The sequence below is a fragment of the Stenotrophomonas mori genome (assembly GCF_023556335.1).
GTDB classification, from domain to species: domain Bacteria; phylum Pseudomonadota; class Gammaproteobacteria; order Xanthomonadales; family Xanthomonadaceae; genus Stenotrophomonas; species Stenotrophomonas mori.
Window position 1 is genome coordinate 212,264 of record NZ_JAIKTS010000004.1, and the last position, 18,318, is coordinate 230,581.

The following is an 18,318-nucleotide window of genomic DNA, read 5'->3' on the forward strand; positions in this document are numbered from 1 at the left end:
CAGGACCCCGCCAGCGACCATGGCGCCGAGGGCGCCAGCGGAGACAACGCCATGACCACCACGCCCATCACCCTGATCGAAGCCGTGACCCAGGCGCTGGCCTGGGAGATGGAACACGACCCGTCGGTGCTGGTGCTGGGCGAGGACGTGGGCGTCAACGGCGGCGTGTTCCGGGCCACCGCCGGCCTGCAGCAGCGGTTCGGCGCGCAGCGCGTGCTCGACACGCCGCTGGACGAGACCACCATCGCCGGTCTCACCGTCGGCCTGGCCGCGCAGGGCATGAAGCCGGTGGCCGAGGCCCAGTTCGACGGCTTCGTCTACCCCATGGTGGACCACATCGTCTGCCACGCCGCGCGCCTGCGCAACCGCACCCGCGGCCGCCTGCACTGCCCGATGGTGCTGCGCGTGCCCTGGGGCGGCGGCATCCGTGCACCCGAGCACCACAGCGAAGCCAACGAGGCCATCTTCACCAACGTACCGGGGCTGCGCGTGGTGCTGCCGTCCAGCCCGCAGCGCGCCTATGGCCTGCTGCTGGCCGCCATGCGCGATCCCGACCCGGTGATCTACATGGAGCCCAAGCGCATCTACCGCCAGTACAAGGAAGTGGTCGCCGACGATGGCGAAGCGCTGCCGCTGGACGTGTGCTTCGTGCTGCGCGACGGCACCGACGTGACCCTGGTCACCTGGGGCGCGCAGGTCAAGGAAGCGCTGGAGGCCGCCGACCGGTTGGCCGGCGAGGGCATCAGTGCCGAGGTCATCGACGTGGCCACGCTGCGGCCGCTGGACTTCGCCACCATCGCCGAGTCGGTCGCCAAGACCGGCCGCTGCGTGATCGTGCAGGAAGCCCCGAAGACCGCCGGCTTCGGCGCCGAGATCGCCGCGCGCCTGGCGGAGGAGTCGATGTACGACCTGCTCGCCCCCGTGGAGCGCGTGACCGGCTGGGACACCCACATCCCGTTGTTCCGGCTGGAAATGAAGTACCTGCCGAGCGTGGACCGGGTGGTGGCCGCGGCACGGCGCGCGGTGGCGGCGGGCTGACATGCGGGCGTGCCCGACCGGCCGCCGCGGCAACCCGTACCGCGATCCGTTGCAGTTCCCCATCGCACGGCCCGCCGCTGCTGGCCGCCACGGTGGACCCGGACTGGCCCCTGCCCGGCAGAGCGCCGACGATGGCATCGCCGGCCGGGCAGCCGCACGACCTCGGCGCATGCAGGCCGGCCATGGGGACGGCGAGCGGGCCGGACCGCATCACGAACACCGCCGCAGGTGATGGCCCGGGCGCGCCGAAGGCGCACGGGGCCGGCGACCGGCACGCGAACTTGACGCTGTTGAGGAATGATTGAATGAGCCAGACCAAGAGCTTCAACCTGCCCGACCTGGGCGAAGGCCTGCCGGACGCGACCATCGTCGAATGGTTCGTCAAGGAAGGCGACGTGATCAAGCTGGACGAGCCGCTGGTGTCGATGGAGACCGCCAAGGCCGTGGTGGAAGTGCCCTCGCCGGTCTCCGGCACGGTGCTGAAGCTGGCCGGTGCGCCCGGTGACATCGTGGTGACCGGACACATGCTGGCCCGGTTCGAGATCGACCCGGCCCTGCCGCAGCGCGCCGAAGGCCAGGACACCGGCCACCACCACGGCGCCCCGGCACCGGCGCCCGATCCGGCGCCGGCCGCCGCGGCTGCGGCTGCGGCCGAACGCGCGGACGAAGGCACCGTGGTCGGCGCCATGGTCAGCTCCAATGCCGTGCATGCCGAGCAGGCCGTGGCCGTCGGCGGCGTCAAGGCGATGCCGGCGGTGCGCGCGATGGCGCGCAAGCTCGGCGTGGACCTCGCCCGCGTGCGCGCGACCGGCGCCGACGGCGCGGTGACCATGGCCGACGTGAAGCAGGCGGCCGCCGACCCCTCCACGCTCCTGGCCGCGGCCGCCGGCAAGGCGGCAACGGCGGCGGGCGCGTCATCCGCCCCGCCGCCACGCGCCGCGGCCTCCGATGCCGGCCGCGAGCGCACGCCGCTTTCCGCCGCCGGCAGGCCGATGCGCACCGCACCGCCGGGCGTCACCGCCAAGGGCCAGCCGGAACCGCTCAAGGGCGTACGCCGCAACATGGCGCGGGTGATGGCCGACGCACACAGCAAGGTGGTCCCGACCACGCTGAGCGACGATGCCGACATCCATGCCTGGGCCCCGGGCAACGACCTGACCTCGCGCCTGGTGCGCGGCATCGTGGCCGCCTGCCAGGCGGTGCCGGCGATGAATGCCTGGTTCGACGGCGATGCCCTCACCCGCACCCTGCACGCGCAGGTGGACATCGGCATTGCCGTGGACACCGACGACGGCCTGTTCGTGCCGGTGCTGCGCAATGCCGACATGCTCGACGCGCGCGGCGTGCGCGAGGGCATCAACCGCCTGCGCCAGCAGGTGGAGGACCGCAGCATCGCGCCGTCCGAATTGAGCGGCTACACCATCAGCCTGTCCAACTTCGGCATGTTCGCCGGCCGCTACGCGACCCCGGTGGTGGTACCGCCGTGCGTGGCGATCGTCGCCGCCGGCCGCGCCCGCTTCCAGGTCACCCCGGTGATGGGCGGCGTGGAAACGCACAAGGTCATCCCGCTCTCGGTCACCTTCGACCACCGCGCCTGCACCGGCGGCGAGGCCGCGCGCTTCCTGCGTGTACTGATCGACGACCTGGCGAGACCGGACTGAGCGGCGTCGCCGCGACCGTTTTGCAGCAAGACTTTGGCCCGCCGCGTGCGGGCCTTTTTTTACCCGGTCACCGCGCCATCGGCCGGGTGCCCGGACACATCGGACGCAACGGCCTGTCCGGTCGCCGGGCACCGTTCGGCCGCACCTGGCCCGCTCTGCCCCGACCATTCCCCCGAGCGCGACGTCCCCTCGCTCTCCATATCGGCCGCGCCACGGCTCCAGGCGGACGGCATGCAGAGACACCGGCACCGCCGGATGCGGCGACAATGCACGGCCATCCCCGACGGAGTGCTCCCGATGTCCCGTTCCGACCTGCACGACGCTCGCGTCCTGGTGGCCGGCGCCAGCCGCGGCATCGGCCTGGCCATCGCCCGTGCTTTCGCCCGCCAGGGCGCCCGCGTGGCGATCTGCGCGCGCGGACAGGACAGCCTGCGGCACGCCCAGGAACAGCTGCAGGCGGACGGTGCGTTCGCGCATGCGCAGCGTTGCGATCTGGCTGACCCGGAGCAGATCATCGGCTGGGTCGATAGCGCCGCAGACGCCCTGGGCGGCATCGACGTCGTCGTCAACAATGCCTCCGGTTTCGGCGGCAGCGACGACGATGCCAGCTGGCAGGCCGGCTTCGACATCGACCTGATGGCCGCGGTGCGCACCAACCGCGCCGCGCTGCCACACCTGCGCCGCAGCACCGCGCCGGCCATCCTCAACATCAGCTCGATCAATGGCCGCGTACCCACGCCGCGCGCGGTGGCGTACTCGACCGCCAAGGCGGCACTGGACTATTACACCGTCACCCTGGCCACCGAGCTGGCGCGCGAGCGCATCCGCGTCAACGCCCTCGCCCCGGGCTCGATCGAGTTCCCCGGCGGCCTGTGGGAACGGCGGCGGCACGAGGACCCCGGACTGTATGCCAGGATCCGCGACCGCATTCCGTTCGGCGGTTTCGGCACGGTCGAAGATGCGGCCGCCGCCGCGCTGTTCCTGTGCTCACCGGCCGCGCGCTGGATCACCGGACAGGTGCTGGCGGTGGACGGTGGCCAGTCGCTGCCCGGCTGAACCGTGCTGCCCGGAGGGGCCGCCGGGCACCATCCGGGACACCGCGGTCCGCCGCGGACGGCACAGCCTCGCGTGTGCCGGATGCCGCATGCTCAGGCGCCGCGGGTTCCCGGGCCTGCAAGGCCGGCGGTGCGCACGGCCGTGGTGGGCCCAGCAGGATTCGAACCTGCAACCAAAGGATTATGAGTCCTCTGCTCTAACCGTTGAGCTATAGGCCCGCGCGACAGCGCAGTGTAGTGGAGCAGGCGCCGTCCCACCACTTCCCGGCAGCGGCACGGCGGGTACCGCAGGTCCGCGGCGGCCCAAGGAAAAACCCCGCCAGGGCGGGGTTTTCCGTCATGCCTGCAGGCCACCTGCCGGTCGCCGCACTCAGTCGATGTCGAGGAAGCTGCGCAGCTGCTCGGAGCGGCTCGGGTGGCGCAGCTTGCGCAGCGCCTTGGCTTCGATCTGGCGGATGCGCTCGCGGGTGACGTCGAACTGCTTGCCCACTTCTTCCAGCGTGTGGTCGGTGTTCATGTCGATGCCGAAGCGCATGCGCAGCACCTTGGCTTCCCGCGGGGTGAGGCCGGCCAGCACGTCGCGCACGGTCTCGGACAGGTTGATGTTGGTGGTGTTGTCGATCGGGGACTCCACGTTGGTGTCCTCGATGAAGTCGCCCAGGTGCGAGTCCTCGTCGTCGCCGATCGGGGTCTCCATCGAGATCGGCTCCTTGGCGATCTTCATCACCTTGCGGATCTTGTCCTCGGGCATGTCCATTTCCTTGGCCAGCTCCTCCGGAGTGGCCTCGCGGCCGTACTGCTGGAGCATCTGCCGGGAAATGCGGTTGAGCTTGTTGATCGTCTCGATCATGTGCACCGGGATGCGGATGGTGCGCGCCTGGTCGGCGATCGAGCGGGTGATCGCCTGGCGGATCCACCAGGTGGCGTAGGTCGAGAACTTGTAGCCGCGGCGGTATTCGAACTTGTCCACGGCCTTCATCAGGCCGATGTTGCCTTCCTGGATCAGGTCCAGGAACTGCAGGCCGCGGTTGGTGTACTTCTTGGCGATGGAGATCACCAGGCGCAGGTTGGCCTCGACCATTTCCTTCTTGGCCTTGCGCGCCTTTGCTTCGCCGTAGGCCATGACCCGGCTGATTTCCTTCAGCTCGTCCAGGCTCAGGTGCGACGCCTTCTCCACGTCCAGGGTGGCCTGCTGCTCGGCGACGATCTGGTCCTTGACATCGCGCAGCGCCGACGACCACTTCTGCTTGCGCTTGATCGCGTCCTCGACCCACTCCACGTTGGTCTGGTTGCCTTCCCAGGAGCGGATGAAGTCCTTGCGCGGCATGCGCGCGGTGATCGTCGCCAGGTGCAGCACGCGGCGCTCCTGCGCCTTGATCCGGCCCATGGTGTCGCGCAGCTGCCTGACCAGGACATCGGTCAGCGGCAACGGCAGCTTGAGGGTGACGAAGGTCGCCGACAGTTCCTCGCGCAGGCGCGCCTGGGTCTTGGTGTCGCCCTTGGCATGGGCCTTCTTGAACTTGGCCAGGTCGCTGGCCAGCTGGTCCATGCGGCTGGCCACTTCCAGCGGATCCGGACCGGTCGGACCGGTGTCCTCCTCGGTGCTGACATCGTCGTCGTCCTCGTCGGCCTCGGCGTCGCCGTCGGTGCTGGCGTCGTCACCGTCGGTGCTGGCCGCCGGTGCCGCAGGCGCGGCCGGCTCCTCGGCGAGGTCGTTGAAGCCGACGATGATCTCGGCCAGGCGCTTCTTGCCTTCCTTGTGCAGCTCGTAATCGGACAGCACCGATTCGACCGCCGGCGGGAAGGTCCCGAGCGCGGCCTGCACCTGCCCCAGGCCCTCCTCGATGCGCTTGGCGATGGCGATCTCACCCTCGCGGGTCAGCAGCTCGACCGTGCCCATCTCGCGCATGTACATGCGCACCGGGTCGGTGGTACGGCCACCTTCGGTGTCGAGAGCGGTAAGGGCGGCGGCGGCTTCCTCGGCGGCGGTATCGTCCACCTCGCGGTTGCCGGTATTGCCGTCGCTCAGGATCAGCGTGTCGGCATCGGGCGCCACTTCATGGACGTCGATGCCCATGCCGGTGATCAGGCCGATGATGTCCTCGATCTGCTCCGGATCGACCATGTCGTCGGGCAGGTGGTCGTTGACTTCGGCATAGGTCAGGTAGCCCTGTTCCAGGCCCTTGCTGATCAGTTGTTTGATGTCGGATTGCTGGGCAGGACGTTCGTTGGCCATGTAGTGCTCGCGCCACCGCAGGGAAAGATAGAGAACCTACTATTATACCAGCGCAGCATAACGCCTGCCGTGCGGTGGATTCACGGCGCGTCAGGGCCTGAGCAGGAAGCTGACCGGCCCGTCATTGACCAGGCTGACGACCATATGGGCGCCGAAGCGGCCAGTTTCCACCCCTCCGGTGTGATTTTCGCGACAAATCGCCACCAGCCGGTTGAAAAGCCGTTCAGCCTCGGCCGGCGCCGCGGCGGTACTGAAGCTGGGGCGCATGCCCGACCGGGTGTCGGCGGCGAGGGTGAACTGGCTGACCAGCAGCAGATCGCCGCCGATATCGCGCAGGGAGCGGTTCATCTTCCCGGCATCGTCGCCGAAAACACGGTAACCGAGCAGGCGTTCGCTCATCCGCACCAGGGCGGCTTCGTCGTCGCCCGGCTCGACGCCGACCAGGACCAGCAGACCCGCGCCGATCCGCCCCACCACCTCGCCCTCGACCGCCACCGAGGCCTGGCTGACGCGCTGGATGAGGGAAAGCATGGCGGACTCCTGGGAACGGGCGCTCCATGATGCCCCGCCGGCGCCCGCACGGGGACCCGGGGCGCCCCCCCGGACGGCAGGAGGTACGCCCGCCACCGGCCGGCACCGCAGGAGCGACGCTCGCCGCCGGCTTGGGAAGTGGCGCCGGCCCGCCCTACACTTGCCGCGATGAAACCGGAAACCGTTGCCCGCCTCGGCCATCGCCTGGCTGCGCTGCTCACCCGCCTGCCCTGGCCCTGCCAGCGCGGCCTGGCCGATGCCCTGGCCTGGCTGTGGCGGCGCCTGGATGCCCGCGAGAGCCGGGTGACGCGCCGCAACCTGGAGCTGGCCTACCCCGAGCTTTCCGACGCCCAGCGCGCGCGCCTGCACCGCGACGTGCTGCACACCACCGCCCGCCAAGCGATGGAAACGCTGTACCTGTGGACCCACGATCCGGCGCGCAACCTGGCGCGGCACCTGCGCGAACGCCATGGCGAAGCGCGCTATGACGCCGCCCTGGCCGCGGGCAAGGGGGTGATCGTGGTCGCACCGCACTATGGCAACTGGGAGCTGCTCAACCAGTGGCTGGCATCGCGCGGACCGATCGCGATCGTCTATGCGCCCCCCGAGAACCCGGCCGGCGATGCTTTCCTGCAAGTGGCCCGCGGCGCCGACAACGTGCGCCAGGTACGTGCCGAAGGCCCGGCGGTACGGCAGTTGTTCAAGGTCCTCAAGGACGGCGGCGCGGTCGGCATCCTGCCGGACCAGCAGCCGAAGAACGGCGACGGCGTGTTCGTGCCGTTCTTCGGGGTGCAGGCCCTGACCATGACCCTGGTCAACCGGCTCGCCGAGCGCACCGGCGCCACCGTGCTCTACGCCTGGTGCGAGCGCACCGGATCGGACCTGGCATTCGCGCTGCACGTGGAGCCCGCCCCGCCGCAGATCGCCGACCCCGACCTGGAGGTCGCGGCCGGCACCTTGAGCGCGGGCATCGAGCGCATCGCCCGGCGCGATCCGGCGCAGTACCAATGGACCTACAAGCGCTATACGCTGCGCCCCCCCGGCAGCGGCGAGCCCAACCCCTATGCCACCCGACGCCACCCGCATTGACACCCGCGCCGCGGGCATCGGCTGGTCCACGGCACCGGTGCGGCCAGGCCGGTGGCCGGCGGCGGGGAGGCGCGCGGCACACGGAACTGAACACGGGATGCAGTGCGACGACACCGCCGGTGCCACACTGCGTCGCAACGGCGCTGGATTGAATCCAGGCACGCCGGCCCCATTAGGTTGCCGATGAACAGCCCGTCCCCCACCGCTCCGGTCTTCCCCGGTTTCGGCAACAGTGCCGCGATCCGCTGCGAGCGCGCCGCCGCCGAGCTGCGCGCCGGACGCCCGGTGGTCCTCGTCGACGGTGCCCGGCGGCGCGCCACGCTGGCACTGGACAGCGCCTCGCCCGCCAGCTTCGCGGCCTTCGCCCAGGCCACAGCGGCACGCCACTACCTGTTCCTCACCGCCCCCCGCGCCCACACCCTGGGCATCGACAGTGTCCACGGCATCCGCATCGCCCTGGCCGGGCGCGACTTCGACAGCCTGGCGGCGCTGGCCTACCTGCGCGACGCGCCCCCGCCCGCCCTCGCACCGCACGAAGGCGACAGCCTGGACGCGGCGGCAGTGGAGATCGCACGGCTCGGGCTGCTGCTGCCGGCAATGGTGTCGGCGGCGCTGGCGGACGGCGCCACGCCGCTGGACGACTGCCTGCACCTGTCGCTGGACGACCTGCGCAACGGCGCCACGCAGGCCGGGCAGGACTATGAACTGGTGACCCGTTCGCCGGTGCCGCTGCGCGACATCGGCATGAGCGAGTTCGCCGTGTTCCGCGGAGGCGTGGCCCAGCGCGACCAGGTCGCGGTGATCGTCGGCACCCCCGATCTGCAGGCCGCGGTACCGGTCCGGGTGCATTCCTCGTGCCTGACCGGCGACCTGTTCGGCTCGCTGAAGTGCGACTGCGGCGACCAGCTGCGGCGCGCCCTCCGCACCCTCAAGGAACTGGGCGGCGGCATCCTGCTGTACCTGGACCAGGAGGGCCGCGGCACCGGAATCGCCGCCAAGATGCGCGCCTACGGGTACCAGCACGAAGGCCTGGACACCATCGACGCGGACGCGCAGCTGGGCTTCGGTGCCGACGAGCGCCGCTATGGCAGCGCCATCGCCATGCTGCGTGGACTGGGCGTGCAGCGCATCCAGCTGCTGACCAACAACCCCACCAAGGTGCAGCTGCTGCGCGACGCCGGCATCGACGTCGTGGGCCGCATCCCGGTGACCGGCGAGATCACCGCCGAGAACGAGCACTACCTGCGCACCAAGGCCACCCGCGCCGGGCACCAGCTGGATGTCGATGCGCTGATCATGTCCGCCCAGTAGCCCCGCTGCCGGCCGTGCGCAGGCCACCGGCGGTGCCCGCCCTGCTGTAAGGTCCCCGCATGATCGAACCGCCAAGCCTTCCTCCTGCCGTGGCCACCGCGCCCGGCTGGCAGCCCCTGCCGCGGCGCGGCGCCCCGCTGGCCGCTGTCGGTGCCGGCATCGGCGCCATGCTTCCGCTGGCCCTGGCCGGCGGCGTGCTGGCCCTGCTGGTGCGCACGCCCGGGTGGCTGCCCGCGGCCCTCGGTGCCGCGGCCGTCGGCCTGCTCGCGGGTGCCTGGATCGGCTGGCGCCGCCACCGCCTCACCCGCTGGCGGCTGGACGAACAGGCGTTCGCGGTACGCCATGGCCACCTGTGGCAGAGCGAAAGCCATGTGCCGGTGTCGCGGGTCCAGCACCTGGACCTGCGCCGCGGCCCGCTGCAGCGCGCGATCGGCCTGGCGACCCTGGTGGTGCATACCGCCGGCACCCGCATGAACACCGTCGCGCTCGCCGGCCTCGACCAGCACGATGCCGAACGCCTGCGCGACCGGCTCGCGCGCCAGCTCGACCACGACGACGACGCGCTGTGAGCGGCGGCGACGCACCGGCGCCGGACCACGAGCAGCGCCTGCACCCCGGATCGTGGTTGTTCGAGCTGCTGCAGCACCTGCAGCAGTTCCTGCTGCCGCTGGCCGCACTGCTGGTCTTCGGCAGCCGCCGCGAGCAGGGCCAGTGGCCGTTCCAGCTGCTCACCCTGGTGGTCATCGCCGCACTGGTCGGCACCGCGCTGCTGCGCTACCTGACCTACCGCTACCGGATCGGCGAGGACGTCCTGGTCATCCGCAGCGGCATCGTCGAGCGCACCCGCCGCGAAATCCCCTTTGCGCGCATCCACAACATCGTCGTCCACCAGACCCTGCTGCACCGCATGTTCGGGGTGGCCGAGCTGCGCCTGGAATCGGCCGCCGGCGACCGGCCCGAGGCGCAGATGCGCGTGCTGCGCCTGGACCAGGCGCTGCAGCTGGAGCGCCTGATCCGCCAGCGCGGGGTCCCCGGCGCCGCGGCCGTCGATACCGCCGCACCGGCGGCCTTGCCGCTGCTGTCGCTGCCGTGGCCGGAGCTGGTGCGCCTGGGCCTGGTGTCCAACCGCGCCCTGGTGATGGCGGCGGCGGCACTCGGCGCGGCCTGGCAGCTGTTCCCGCGCGACCTCGCCCGCCAGTTCGTCCACGACCGTGGCCAACAGGCGCTCGGCTATGCCAGCCAGCTGCAGCTCGACGCGCCGTCGCTTCTGGCGGCCGTCCTGGCCCTGCTGCTGGGGCTCCTGCTGGTGATGTCGGGGCTGTCGATCGGCCTGGCAGTCGTGCAGTACCAGGGGTTTTCGTTGAGCGAGGCCGAACGCCGCCTGACCGTCGAGCGCGGCCTGCTCACCCGGCTGCGCAGCAGTGTCGCGCGCCGCCGCATCCAGGCCTGGACCCTGACCGAGAGCGCATTGCACCGTCTGTTCCGCCGCCGCCAGCTGCGTGTGGACATCGCCGCCGGCGGGGGCCAACGGCAGGAGGAACGCACCCTGAGGGAGCTGGCACCGCTGGCCACGCCCGCGGCCTGCGACGGCCTGCTGCGGCATCTGCTGCCCGGCGCGGACTGGCCGCCCACGCACTGGCAGCGCGTCGCCACCCGCAACGGGTGGCGGCTGTGCCTGCCGGCACTGCCGGTGGTCGCCGCGGCGACGACGCTGGCCTGGCACCTCCATGGCGGCTGGGGCCTGCTGCCGCTGCTGTGGCTGCCCTGGTCGGCCTTCAAGGCCCATCGCCAGATCACGCGCATGGGCTACAGCATCGATGCCCAGCGGGTGGCGATACGCGGCGGATGGTGGAACCGCTGGTGGCGCATCGTCGAACTGGACAAGCTGCAGGTCCTGCGACTGGAACGCTCGCCGCTGGACCGCCGCTTCGGCACCGCCACGCTCAGCCTGGACAGCGCCGGCGCCACCGGCTCGCCGCCGCTGCGGCTGCGCTTCCTGGACGAACCGCAGGCCCGCGCACTGCTGCAGCAGCTGGGCCGGGAAATGGCGCGGCGCCGGCTGCACTGGTGATCCCGCCGGCCGCCGCCGGCAGTCCGCGACCGACGGCGGCACTCAGCGCCGCGACCGCCCCCAGTAGCCGAGATCACGGCGAATCTGCAGGCCACGCCACACCGCACCCAGCGGCTTGCGCGACAGCGCGCCCAGGCGACCATCGATGAACGCCTCGGTGGCGGCGATCACCCGCTCCGACGAGCCGCCATCGCGGTAGGGGTGGATCGCGTCGGCATAGCCGATGACCGCCGCCATCAATGCCGGCGTCGGCGACAGCGCGGCGGCGAGCATCTCCGGCAGCTGCCGCGGATCGTCGAAATCCAGCATGTGCGGCTGCGGCACGCGGTTGCGGAAGGTCACCACCGGCTTGTGCTGGACGATGAACTCGGAAACGATCGACGAGGTGTCCGAGACCAGCACGTCCGCCGCGCGCTGCGCCGCCATCAGCTGCTCCGGCTCGACGAAGCGGGCGTTGCCGCCGGCCAGCGCACGGTAGCGCTCGAACAGGGCCGGGGCGCACTTGGGGTGCAGGGTCAGCAGCCAGTAACGCTCGCCGGTGGCGATGTCGGCGGCGATCCGCTCGTACAGGTGCGGTGCCGCACTCAGCCGTTCGGTGAAGGTGGAGCCGAACAGCACCACCGGCCGGCCGCCGGCGGGCGCACGCAGGGCCGCGCTCTCGCCGCCGTCATCGCGGAACAGGGGGTCCAGCTTGGGCCAGCCGGTCTCCCGCACGGCGAAGTGGCCCTCGCGCGCGGCCAGCGCCTGGAAGGGCTGCGTCGTCGCCGGCCCCTGCGTGCAGTACAGGTCGAACAGCCCGCGCACCCGGAAGTGGCCCCGCGCGTCCTCGCGCTTCTGCACGTTGAAGCCATGGAACAGCTGCACCTTGGGCCCGGAAAGGAACGGCGGCACCCAGTTGGCCGCGCTCAGCACGGCCCGTGGCCGCATCGCCAGGGCCTCGCGCAGGCCGATGCACGGCACCCCGTCCAGCACCGCCCCGGCGGCGCCGCCCTCGAACCAGGCGGCGGTCTCGTGACCGGCGGCGTGCAACGCCCGCGCCAGAGGCGCGAGAATAGGCAGCGCATAGCGCTCCGTCGCAAACAGCAGGTATCCGGCCATCGTCATGTCCTCATCGACCGCTCCCACCGAACGGCCTCGCCTCTCGGCCTGCATTATCGCGTTCAACGAAGCCGCACGCATCGGCGACTGCCTGGCCTCGCTGGCCTTCTGCGACGAGATCGTGGTGGTGGACTCCTTTTCCAGCGACGCCACGGTCGCGCTCGCCGAAGCCGCCGGCGCGCGGGTGCTGCAGCGCCCGTTCGACGGGTTCCGCAGCCAGAAGGCCTATTGCGTGGAACAGGCCCGCCACGACTGGGTGCTGTGCCTGGATGCCGACGAGCGGGTCGGCCCGGCGCTGCGCGAGGCCATCGAGCAGGCCCGCGACAGCGGCTTCAAGGACGCCGCCGGCTACCGCTTCGCGCGCCTGTCGGAGTATTTCGGCCGCTTCCTGCGCCATGGCAACGCCTACCCGGACCGCGTCCTGCGGCTGTTCGACCGCCGCCGCGGCGGGTGGCGGGGCACACGCGAGATCCACGAGGCGGCCAGCGTCGACGGCCCGGTACGGACGCTTCCCGGCGACCTCGTCCACCACCCCTACCGTTCTTTCGAGCAGCAGCTGGCCAAGACCCAGCGGTACGCGCTGATGATGGCCGAGCACGAGTTCGCACGCGGCAAGCGCGCCACCCTGGGCAAGCTGGTGCTGGCGCCGGCTTGGCGTTTCTGGCGCGGCTGGCTGCTGCGCGGTGGCTTCCGCGATGGCTGGCATGGCCTCGTCTATGCCTATGTCCGCGCCAACTACGTCCGGCAGAAGACCATCATGCTGTGGCTGCTGCAGAACCGGCAGCCCGTCCAGACCCCGGCGGACCGGCCCGCGACCGCGGCGTCGAAGAAGCACGGCCCGGACGTCTAGCGTCCACCTCCGCCGCCGCGGCGGCGGACCGGCCGGATTCAACCATGACAAAATGGCCGCCCACCTCGTCATGCCTCCGGGCAGACCCTGCCCTTCCATCAACGGGACCGTCCATGCAACGAATTCTGGTCACAGGCGGCGCTGGTTTCCTGGGGTCGCACCTGTGCGACCGCCTGCTCGGCGAGGGCCACGACGTGCTCTGCGTGGACAACTTCTTCACCGGCAGCAAGCGCAACATCGCGCACCTGCTCGGCCATCCGCGCTTCGAACTGCTGCGGCACGACGTCACCTTCCCGCTCCATGTCGAGGTCGACCGCATCTTCAACCTGGCCTGCCCGGCCTCGCCGGTGCATTACCAGCACGATCCGGTGCAGACCACCAAGACCAGCGTGCACGGCGCCATCAACATGCTGGGGCTGGCCAAGCGGCTGGACGCCCGCATCCTGCAGGCGTCCACCAGCGAGGTCTACGGCGACCCGGAAGTGCATCCGCAGCCGGAAGCCTACTGGGGCCGGGTCAACCCCATCGGCCTGCGCAGCTGCTACGACGAAGGCAAGCGCTGCGCCGAAACGCTGTTCTTCGACTACCACCGCCAGCATGCGCTGGACATCAAGGTGGTGCGGATCTTCAATACCTACGGCCCGCGCATGCACCCCGACGATGGCCGCGTGGTGAGCAACTTCATCGTCCAGGCGCTGCGCGGGCAGGACATCACCATCTATGGCGACGGCCGGCAGACCCGCAGTTTCTGCCATGTCGACGACCTGCTGGACGCGATGACGCGGATGATGGACACCGAGCGCGGCTTCACCGGTCCGGTCAACATCGGCAATCCCGGCGAATTCACCATGCTGGAGCTGGCCGAACGCATCCTGCAGCTGGTCGGCGGCCGCTCGCGCCTGGTCTTCCAGCCCCTGCCCGCGGACGATCCGCGCCAGCGCCAGCCGGACATCGCGCTCGCGCGGCAGGCGCTGGGCTGGGAGCCGCGGATCGCGCTGGAGGACGGGCTGAGGGACACCATCGCCTACTTCCGCACGCTGCTGGCGGAGGGCCAGGCATGACCCGCTTCGCGGTCGTCATCACCAACTACAACTATGCGCGCTTCGTGGTCGAGGCCATCGAGGGGGTGCTCGCCCAGACCCGCCCCGCCGCGCAGATCCTGGTCGTGGACGACGGCTCCCGCGACGGCTCCCAGGCGCTGCTGCAGGAACGCTACGGCGCCCACCCCGCGATCACCCTGCTGTTTGGCGAGAACGGCGGACAGCTAGCGGCCTTCCAGCGCGGGGTGGCCGCCGCGGACGCGGACGTGATCTGTTTCCTCGATGCCGACGACCGCTGGGAACCCGCCTACCTGGAGCAGATCGGCGCACTCTACGACCAGCGTGGCGACGTGGGGTTCGTGTTCTCCGACATCGCCCTGTTCGGCAACGAGGAGGGCCGCATCGGCTTCGCCGGACGCGCGCTGGACCTGGGCTACACCGCGGTCAGCACCTATGCCCTGGCCTACTGGTATGGAGCGCCCACCTCGGCGCTGTCGCTGCGCACCCGCTATGCGCGGCAGTGCATGGACCTGCCACCGCAGGTCAGCGCGGGCTGGCGCCTGTCCGCCGACAACTGCCTGGTGTTCGGCGCCAGCCTGTTCGGTGCACGCAAGTATTTCCTGCCCACCGACCAGGTGCGCTACCGGATCCATGGCGACAACGGCTGGTGGGCACGGCAGGACCGCGCCGCGGTGTACCGGGGCCTGCTGCAGTCGCGCGGCCTGATCAACCACTATGCCCGTGCCGCCGGCCTGGACGAGGCCTGCCTGGAGCTGGCCAAGCTCGAATACCGCACCAAGCCCGATCCCGACTGGGCCGAGGCCCGGCGCTACATCGGCCTGTGCTGGCGTGCCCGGCTCCCCTGGTGGAAACGGCTGGAGCGCATGATCGGCATCCTCCGCAGCCGCAAGCGCGGCTGGAGGTGATGGCCGCCGACGGCCGGTCGTCCGGCCAGTCCTGCCGGCCGTCCGGCCAGTGCCGGCCCGCCGCTTGGACGTTCATCAAACCCCGTGCGGCTTCCCGTACGCTCAGCGCTGCCACGGCCACCCATTTCGAACGACGGCTGCGCCCGGTACGGCCGGCACGCGATGCGCGCCGGACCACGACGCCGGACCGCCCACCCGCCTCTACATGACGCCAGACATCGATACGCCGCTCTTGTCTCCCCCCTTCCCGGCCGCCTCCAAGACCCTCGCGCTGCCCTGGCGCAACCTGCTGTTCGTGGGCCTGGTCGTCCTGGTCGCCGGCATGTGCTTCCTGCCGGCCGGCCCTTCGTTCAATCCCGGCAAGCCGTTCCAGGCGGTGGTCGCCCTGCTGCTCTACCTGCCGGCGCTGATCGCGGCGCTCGCCTGCCCCGCGCGCCTGCGGGCGTTCGCGTGCCGGCCGCTCATGCCCCTGCTGCTGCTGCTGTTCGCATGGGCCGCACTGAGCGTGGCCTGGAGCAACTCCCATCGCCCGCACGATGAATTCCTGCGCCTGCTGACCGTGCTGCTGTTCCTGTTCGCCTGCACCCAGGGCGTGGGCGACGACCTGGCCCGGCAGCGCCGGCTGCTGGTGGCCGGCGCCGGGGTCCTGACCCTGGCCGCGATCGCGGCGATGGCGCAGTTCGCCATCCGGCCCACCGCCGACAACCGCCTGATCGGCTTCGGGGTGATGGCCAACGCCAACCTGTTCGGCGCGGCCATGGGCGCCGGCATCCTGTGGCTGTGGCCGTGGCGCTTCCAGAACGCCAACCAGCGCACGCTCAAATGGCTGGCGATGACCGCCATGGCCGTAGCCCTGGTACTCACCTTTTCGCGCAGCGCGATGCTCGCCGTGGCCGTCAGCCTGTTCGTGATGCTGGTCATCCGCCAGCGGGAACGCGCGGTGCAGCGCCTGCTGTGGCTGTGCGTGGTCGCCGTCGGCCTGACCATGGCGGCCTACCCCGAGCTCAGCCAGCGCGGGCTGTCGCTGCGCCCGCAGCTGTTCGCCCGCGCCATGGAGCTGGTCCATGCCCATCCCTGGCTCGGCATGGGCCTGGGCGCGGAATTCGCCCTGCCCGTGGTGGGCGGGAATGGCTACTACCAGGTCCACACTCACAATCTCTTCACCCAGCTTGCGGTTGAACTGGGCATTCCCGGCGTCGTGCTGTGGTCGGCCATCTGGCTCGGCCTGGGCGTGCGCGCCTGGCGCCATCGCGACCTCGCCGTCGGCCGCGTGGTGCTGGGCCTGTGGCTGTTCGCCACGGTGCTGGTGCAGTTCGACCTGCCGCACCTCATCGACAGCCCACGGCCGGGCTGGCTGTTCCTCTGGCTGCCGCTCGCCCTGAGCCTGTCACTTCCCCGTCCCGGACCCCGATTCCCCGCTCCCGCATGAAAATCTCCCTGGTGATCCTCACTTACAACTGGCCCGACGCGCTGGACCGTGTACTGCAGAGCATCGCCACCCAGCGCCGCATGCCGGAGGAAGTACTGATCGCCGACGACGGGTCCGGCCAGGCCACCACCGACGTGGTCGCGCGCTGGCAGCGCGACCTGCCGGTACCGGTCAGGCATGTATGGCAGGACGACCAGGGGTTCCGCGCCGCACGCTGCCGCAATCTCGGCATTGCCGCCAGCCAGGGCGACTATGTGATCCTGATCGACGGCGACATGCTCCTGCATCGCGATTTCGTCGCCGACCACGCCGCCTTCGCCGCCCCCGGCCACTTCCTGCAGGGCGGGCGCCTGAAGGCCAGCGTCGCCGAATCCCGGCGCCTGCTCGATGGCGGCCGGCCGGTGTTCGCTCCCTGGATGGATGCCGAGTTCGACGCGTTCGACGGCAGCCGGCGGCTGTACGCCTTCCGCCAGCCGCTGCTGGCGCGCTGGAAGGCCCGCGCCCGCAACGGCGGCCGGGTGATGAGCTGCAACATGAGCTTCTGGCGTGAGGACCTGCTGCGCGCCAACGGCTTCGACGAGCGCATGGAAGGCTACGGCGCCGAGGACCGTGAGCTGGTCGCGCGGCTGGAGAACGCCGGCCTGCGCCGGCGCGCCCTCAAGTGGGCCGGCCTGGCCGTCCACCTGTGGCATAACTCCCGCGCGCCCGAGGACGTGGACGACATGGACCTGCCGAACAACCGCCTGCTGCACGCCACCCGTACCCAGAAGATCACCCGCTGCCGGCACGGCATCGATACCCACCCGGCGGCATCGACCGGTCAGCGGATCGACTGAACGCGGCCATCCCCGATGAAAGTGCTCTTCACCAACTTCCACAGCGGCAGCGGGGGTGGACATACCACCTACACCCGCGAGCTGGCGCGCGCGCTGGGCACCCGGCACGAAGTGCACGTGGCCGCGCCCGCCGGCAGCACGCTGCTCATCGAGGCCGGCGCGCTGCCCCACGTGCAGGCCCTGGCACAGCCGTTCCCCAACGGCCTGCACCGGCTCGGCCAGCGACGGCAGGCGATCCGCCAGCTGCGTGCCTACCTGCGGGCGCACCGGTTCGACATCGTCCATGTCAACGGCTCGGCCGACCACCGCATCACCCTGTCGGCGCTGCGCGGCGTCACGCCGCGGCCGCGCGTGGTGCTGACCAAGCACAACACCAAGCCGATGCGCGGGCTGCAGCATGTGCTGCGCGCGCGCCGGCATACCGACAAGGTCATCGCGGTCTGCGAGTACGTGCGCCGCCAGCTGCAGGCCACCCCCTACCGCGTCTGCCATCCGCAGACGGTCTACAACGGCGTGGACACCGCGCACTTCCGGCCCTGGCCGCCGGAAGCAGCCGCTGCCGAGCGGCGGCGGCTGGGCATCGCCGATGATGTCCTGGTGATCGGCAGCAACGCCGGCACCGCGGACTACAAGGGCTGGACCGACCTCATCGCCGCGGTCGGCCTGCTCGCGCCCGCGGAACAGCAGCGCCTCCACATCGTCGTCGCCGGCGCGCCGCCGACCCCGGCGCAACGGGCCGCGGTCGCGGCCGCCGGGCTCGCCGCACCTGTCCACTTCCCCGGCCTGCTGCGCGATGTCCGTCCGCTGATCGCCACCCTGGATGCCGGCTTCGTGCTCTCGCACGACGTGGAGACCATCTCGTTCGCCTGCCGCGAAATGATGGCGATGGGCAAGCCGGTGATGGTCAGCGACTACGCCGGGCTGCCGGAGAACATCCGCGCAGGCGAGGACGGCTGGGTGGTGCCGGTACACGGCCACCAGGCGATGGCCGCGGCCCTGCGTACGATGCTGCGCGACCCCGGGCGGCTGCCGCGCATGGGCGAGGCCGCGCGGGCGCATGCACTGGCCGAATTCGGACTGGAACGTTTCGTCGACGCCACCGAAGCGATCTATCGCGGCCTGCTGGTCACCCGCTGAGCGCCATGCG

The 18,318-nt window shown here is 71.0% G+C and carries 16 protein-coding genes and 1 tRNA gene; 13 read left to right on the plus strand and 4 right to left on the minus strand.

The features are described from left to right. Window positions 1-51 precede the first annotated feature (51 nt). The 3 genes from K5L01_RS12325 to K5L01_RS12335 all read left to right on the plus strand — a co-directional run bounded on the left by K5L01_RS12325 (window position 52) and on the right by K5L01_RS12335 (window position 3,755). Entirely contained in the window at window positions 52-1,038 is a 987-nt protein-coding gene (locus K5L01_RS12325; RefSeq protein WP_425603894.1) for an alpha-ketoacid dehydrogenase subunit beta, read from the plus strand. A 305-nt stretch (window positions 1,039-1,343) separates the two neighbouring features. Further along, window positions 1,344-2,699 (plus strand): dihydrolipoamide acetyltransferase family protein, encoded by a 1,356-nt coding sequence (locus tag K5L01_RS12330; RefSeq protein ID WP_250064798.1) that lies wholly within the window; start codon window positions 1,344-1,346, stop codon window positions 2,697-2,699. Between the two features lie 297 nt (window positions 2,700-2,996). Further along, the gene (locus K5L01_RS12335; protein WP_250064799.1) at window positions 2,997-3,755 is read left to right on the plus strand and encodes an SDR family NAD(P)-dependent oxidoreductase; all 759 of its coding nucleotides are present in this window, start codon (window positions 2,997-2,999) and stop codon (window positions 3,753-3,755) included. Window positions 3,756-3,897: 142 nt separating this feature from the next. Here the strand turns inward: K5L01_RS12335 and K5L01_RS12340 are convergent. From K5L01_RS12340 to dtd, 3 genes are all read right to left on the minus strand, one after another. Then, window positions 3,898-3,973: transfer RNA gene (locus tag K5L01_RS12340), tRNA-Ile, on the minus strand. A 151-nt stretch (window positions 3,974-4,124) separates the two neighbouring features. Next, window positions 4,125-5,990 (minus strand): RNA polymerase sigma factor RpoD, encoded by a 1,866-nt coding sequence (gene rpoD / locus K5L01_RS12345; protein WP_250064800.1) that lies wholly within the window; start codon window positions 5,988-5,990, stop codon window positions 4,125-4,127. A 90-nt stretch (window positions 5,991-6,080) separates the two neighbouring features. Beyond that, window positions 6,081-6,521, minus strand: coding sequence for a D-aminoacyl-tRNA deacylase (gene dtd, locus K5L01_RS12350; RefSeq protein WP_250064801.1), 441 nt, complete (start codon window positions 6,519-6,521; stop codon window positions 6,081-6,083). A 168-nt stretch (window positions 6,522-6,689) separates the two neighbouring features. On the opposite strand from dtd, the gene K5L01_RS12355 reads away from it, so the two are divergent. The 4 genes from K5L01_RS12355 (at window position 6,690) to K5L01_RS12370 (ending at window position 10,992) form a co-directional block, all read left to right on the plus strand. Continuing rightward, window positions 6,690-7,610: a lauroyl acyltransferase gene (locus tag K5L01_RS12355; protein ID WP_250064802.1), complete on the plus strand. Its 921-nt coding sequence runs from the start codon at window positions 6,690-6,692 to the stop codon at window positions 7,608-7,610. A gap of 183 nt (window positions 7,611-7,793) precedes the next feature. Further along, window positions 7,794-8,921: a GTP cyclohydrolase II RibA gene (gene ribA, locus K5L01_RS12360; protein ID WP_250064803.1), complete on the plus strand. Its 1,128-nt coding sequence runs from the start codon at window positions 7,794-7,796 to the stop codon at window positions 8,919-8,921. A gap of 59 nt (window positions 8,922-8,980) precedes the next feature. After that, a complete protein-coding gene (locus K5L01_RS12365; RefSeq protein WP_250064804.1) occupies window positions 8,981-9,490 on the plus strand; it encodes a PH domain-containing protein in 510 nt (169 codons plus the stop codon). Further along, the gene (locus tag K5L01_RS12370; protein ID WP_250064805.1) at window positions 9,487-10,992 is read left to right on the plus strand and encodes a PH domain-containing protein; all 1,506 of its coding nucleotides are present in this window, start codon (window positions 9,487-9,489) and stop codon (window positions 10,990-10,992) included. Before K5L01_RS12365 ends, K5L01_RS12370 begins: the two co-directional genes overlap by 4 nt. A 42-nt stretch (window positions 10,993-11,034) precedes the next feature. Here K5L01_RS12370 and K5L01_RS12375 read toward each other — a convergent pair whose 3' ends face one another. Continuing rightward, the gene (locus K5L01_RS12375) at window positions 11,035-12,090 is read right to left on the minus strand and encodes a CDP-glycerol glycerophosphotransferase family protein (RefSeq protein WP_250064989.1); all 1,056 of its coding nucleotides are present in this window, start codon (window positions 12,088-12,090) and stop codon (window positions 11,035-11,037) included. A gap of 4 nt (window positions 12,091-12,094) precedes the next feature. Here K5L01_RS12375 and K5L01_RS12380 point away from each other — a divergent pair, with 4 nt between their 5' ends. From K5L01_RS12380 to K5L01_RS12405, 6 genes are all read left to right on the plus strand, one after another. Next, window positions 12,095-12,940: a glycosyltransferase family 2 protein gene (locus tag K5L01_RS12380; RefSeq protein ID WP_250064806.1), complete on the plus strand. Its 846-nt coding sequence runs from the start codon at window positions 12,095-12,097 to the stop codon at window positions 12,938-12,940. Window positions 12,941-13,053: 113 nt separating this feature from the next. Further along, a complete protein-coding gene (locus tag K5L01_RS12385; protein ID WP_250064807.1) occupies window positions 13,054-14,001 on the plus strand; it encodes a UDP-glucuronic acid decarboxylase family protein in 948 nt (315 codons plus the stop codon). Next, the gene (locus K5L01_RS12390; RefSeq protein ID WP_250064808.1) at window positions 13,998-14,906 is read left to right on the plus strand and encodes a glycosyltransferase family 2 protein; all 909 of its coding nucleotides are present in this window, start codon (window positions 13,998-14,000) and stop codon (window positions 14,904-14,906) included. The genes K5L01_RS12385 and K5L01_RS12390 overlap by 4 nt, the downstream gene beginning before the upstream one ends. 232 nt (window positions 14,907-15,138) lie before the next feature. Beyond that, window positions 15,139-16,335 (plus strand): O-antigen ligase family protein, encoded by a 1,197-nt coding sequence (locus K5L01_RS12395; protein WP_250064809.1) that lies wholly within the window; start codon window positions 15,139-15,141, stop codon window positions 16,333-16,335. Continuing rightward, window positions 16,332-17,171, plus strand: a complete 840-nt coding sequence (locus K5L01_RS12400; RefSeq protein WP_250064810.1) for a glycosyltransferase family 2 protein — start codon at window positions 16,332-16,334, stop codon at window positions 17,169-17,171. The genes K5L01_RS12395 and K5L01_RS12400 overlap by 4 nt, the downstream gene beginning before the upstream one ends. 15 nt (window positions 17,172-17,186) lie before the next feature. Continuing rightward, on the plus strand, window positions 17,187-18,308 hold the full coding sequence (locus K5L01_RS12405; RefSeq protein WP_250064811.1) for a glycosyltransferase family 4 protein: 1,122 nt from the start codon (window positions 17,187-17,189) through the stop codon (window positions 18,306-18,308). The last annotated feature ends 10 nt before the right edge of the window (window positions 18,309-18,318 follow it).

What these genes read in the sequence shown, in the direction of transcription:
- K5L01_RS12390 (WP_250064808.1), top strand. Translation starts at nt 13,998, where the DNA reads ATGACCCGCTTCGCGGTCGTCATCACCAACTACAACTATGCGCGCTTC.
- K5L01_RS12335 (WP_250064799.1), top strand. Translation starts at nt 2,997, where the DNA reads ATGTCCCGTTCCGACCTGCACGACGCTCGCGTCCTGGTGGCCGGCGCC.
- ribA (WP_250064803.1), top strand. Translation starts at nt 7,794, where the DNA reads ATGAACAGCCCGTCCCCCACCGCTCCGGTCTTCCCCGGTTTCGGCAAC.
- K5L01_RS12355 (WP_250064802.1), top strand. Translation starts at nt 6,690, where the DNA reads ATGAAACCGGAAACCGTTGCCCGCCTCGGCCATCGCCTGGCTGCGCTG.
- dtd (WP_250064801.1), bottom strand. Translation starts at nt 6,521, where the DNA reads ATGCTTTCCCTCATCCAGCGCGTCAGCCAGGCCTCGGTGGCGGTCGAG.
- K5L01_RS12385 (WP_250064807.1), top strand. Translation starts at nt 13,054, where the DNA reads ATGCAACGAATTCTGGTCACAGGCGGCGCTGGTTTCCTGGGGTCGCAC.
- K5L01_RS12330 (WP_250064798.1), top strand. Translation starts at nt 1,344, where the DNA reads ATGAGCCAGACCAAGAGCTTCAACCTGCCCGACCTGGGCGAAGGCCTG.
- K5L01_RS12380 (WP_250064806.1), top strand. Translation starts at nt 12,095, where the DNA reads ATGTCCTCATCGACCGCTCCCACCGAACGGCCTCGCCTCTCGGCCTGC.
- rpoD (WP_250064800.1), bottom strand. Translation starts at nt 5,990, where the DNA reads ATGGCCAACGAACGTCCTGCCCAGCAATCCGACATCAAACAACTGATC.
- K5L01_RS12400 (WP_250064810.1), top strand. Translation starts at nt 16,332, where the DNA reads ATGAAAATCTCCCTGGTGATCCTCACTTACAACTGGCCCGACGCGCTG.
- K5L01_RS12405 (WP_250064811.1), top strand. Translation starts at nt 17,187, where the DNA reads ATGAAAGTGCTCTTCACCAACTTCCACAGCGGCAGCGGGGGTGGACAT.
- K5L01_RS12325 (WP_425603894.1), top strand. Translation starts at nt 52, where the DNA reads ATGACCACCACGCCCATCACCCTGATCGAAGCCGTGACCCAGGCGCTG.
- K5L01_RS12375 (WP_250064989.1), bottom strand. Translation starts at nt 12,090, where the DNA reads ATGGCCGGATACCTGCTGTTTGCGACGGAGCGCTATGCGCTGCCTATT.
- K5L01_RS12365 (WP_250064804.1), top strand. Translation starts at nt 8,981, where the DNA reads ATGATCGAACCGCCAAGCCTTCCTCCTGCCGTGGCCACCGCGCCCGGC.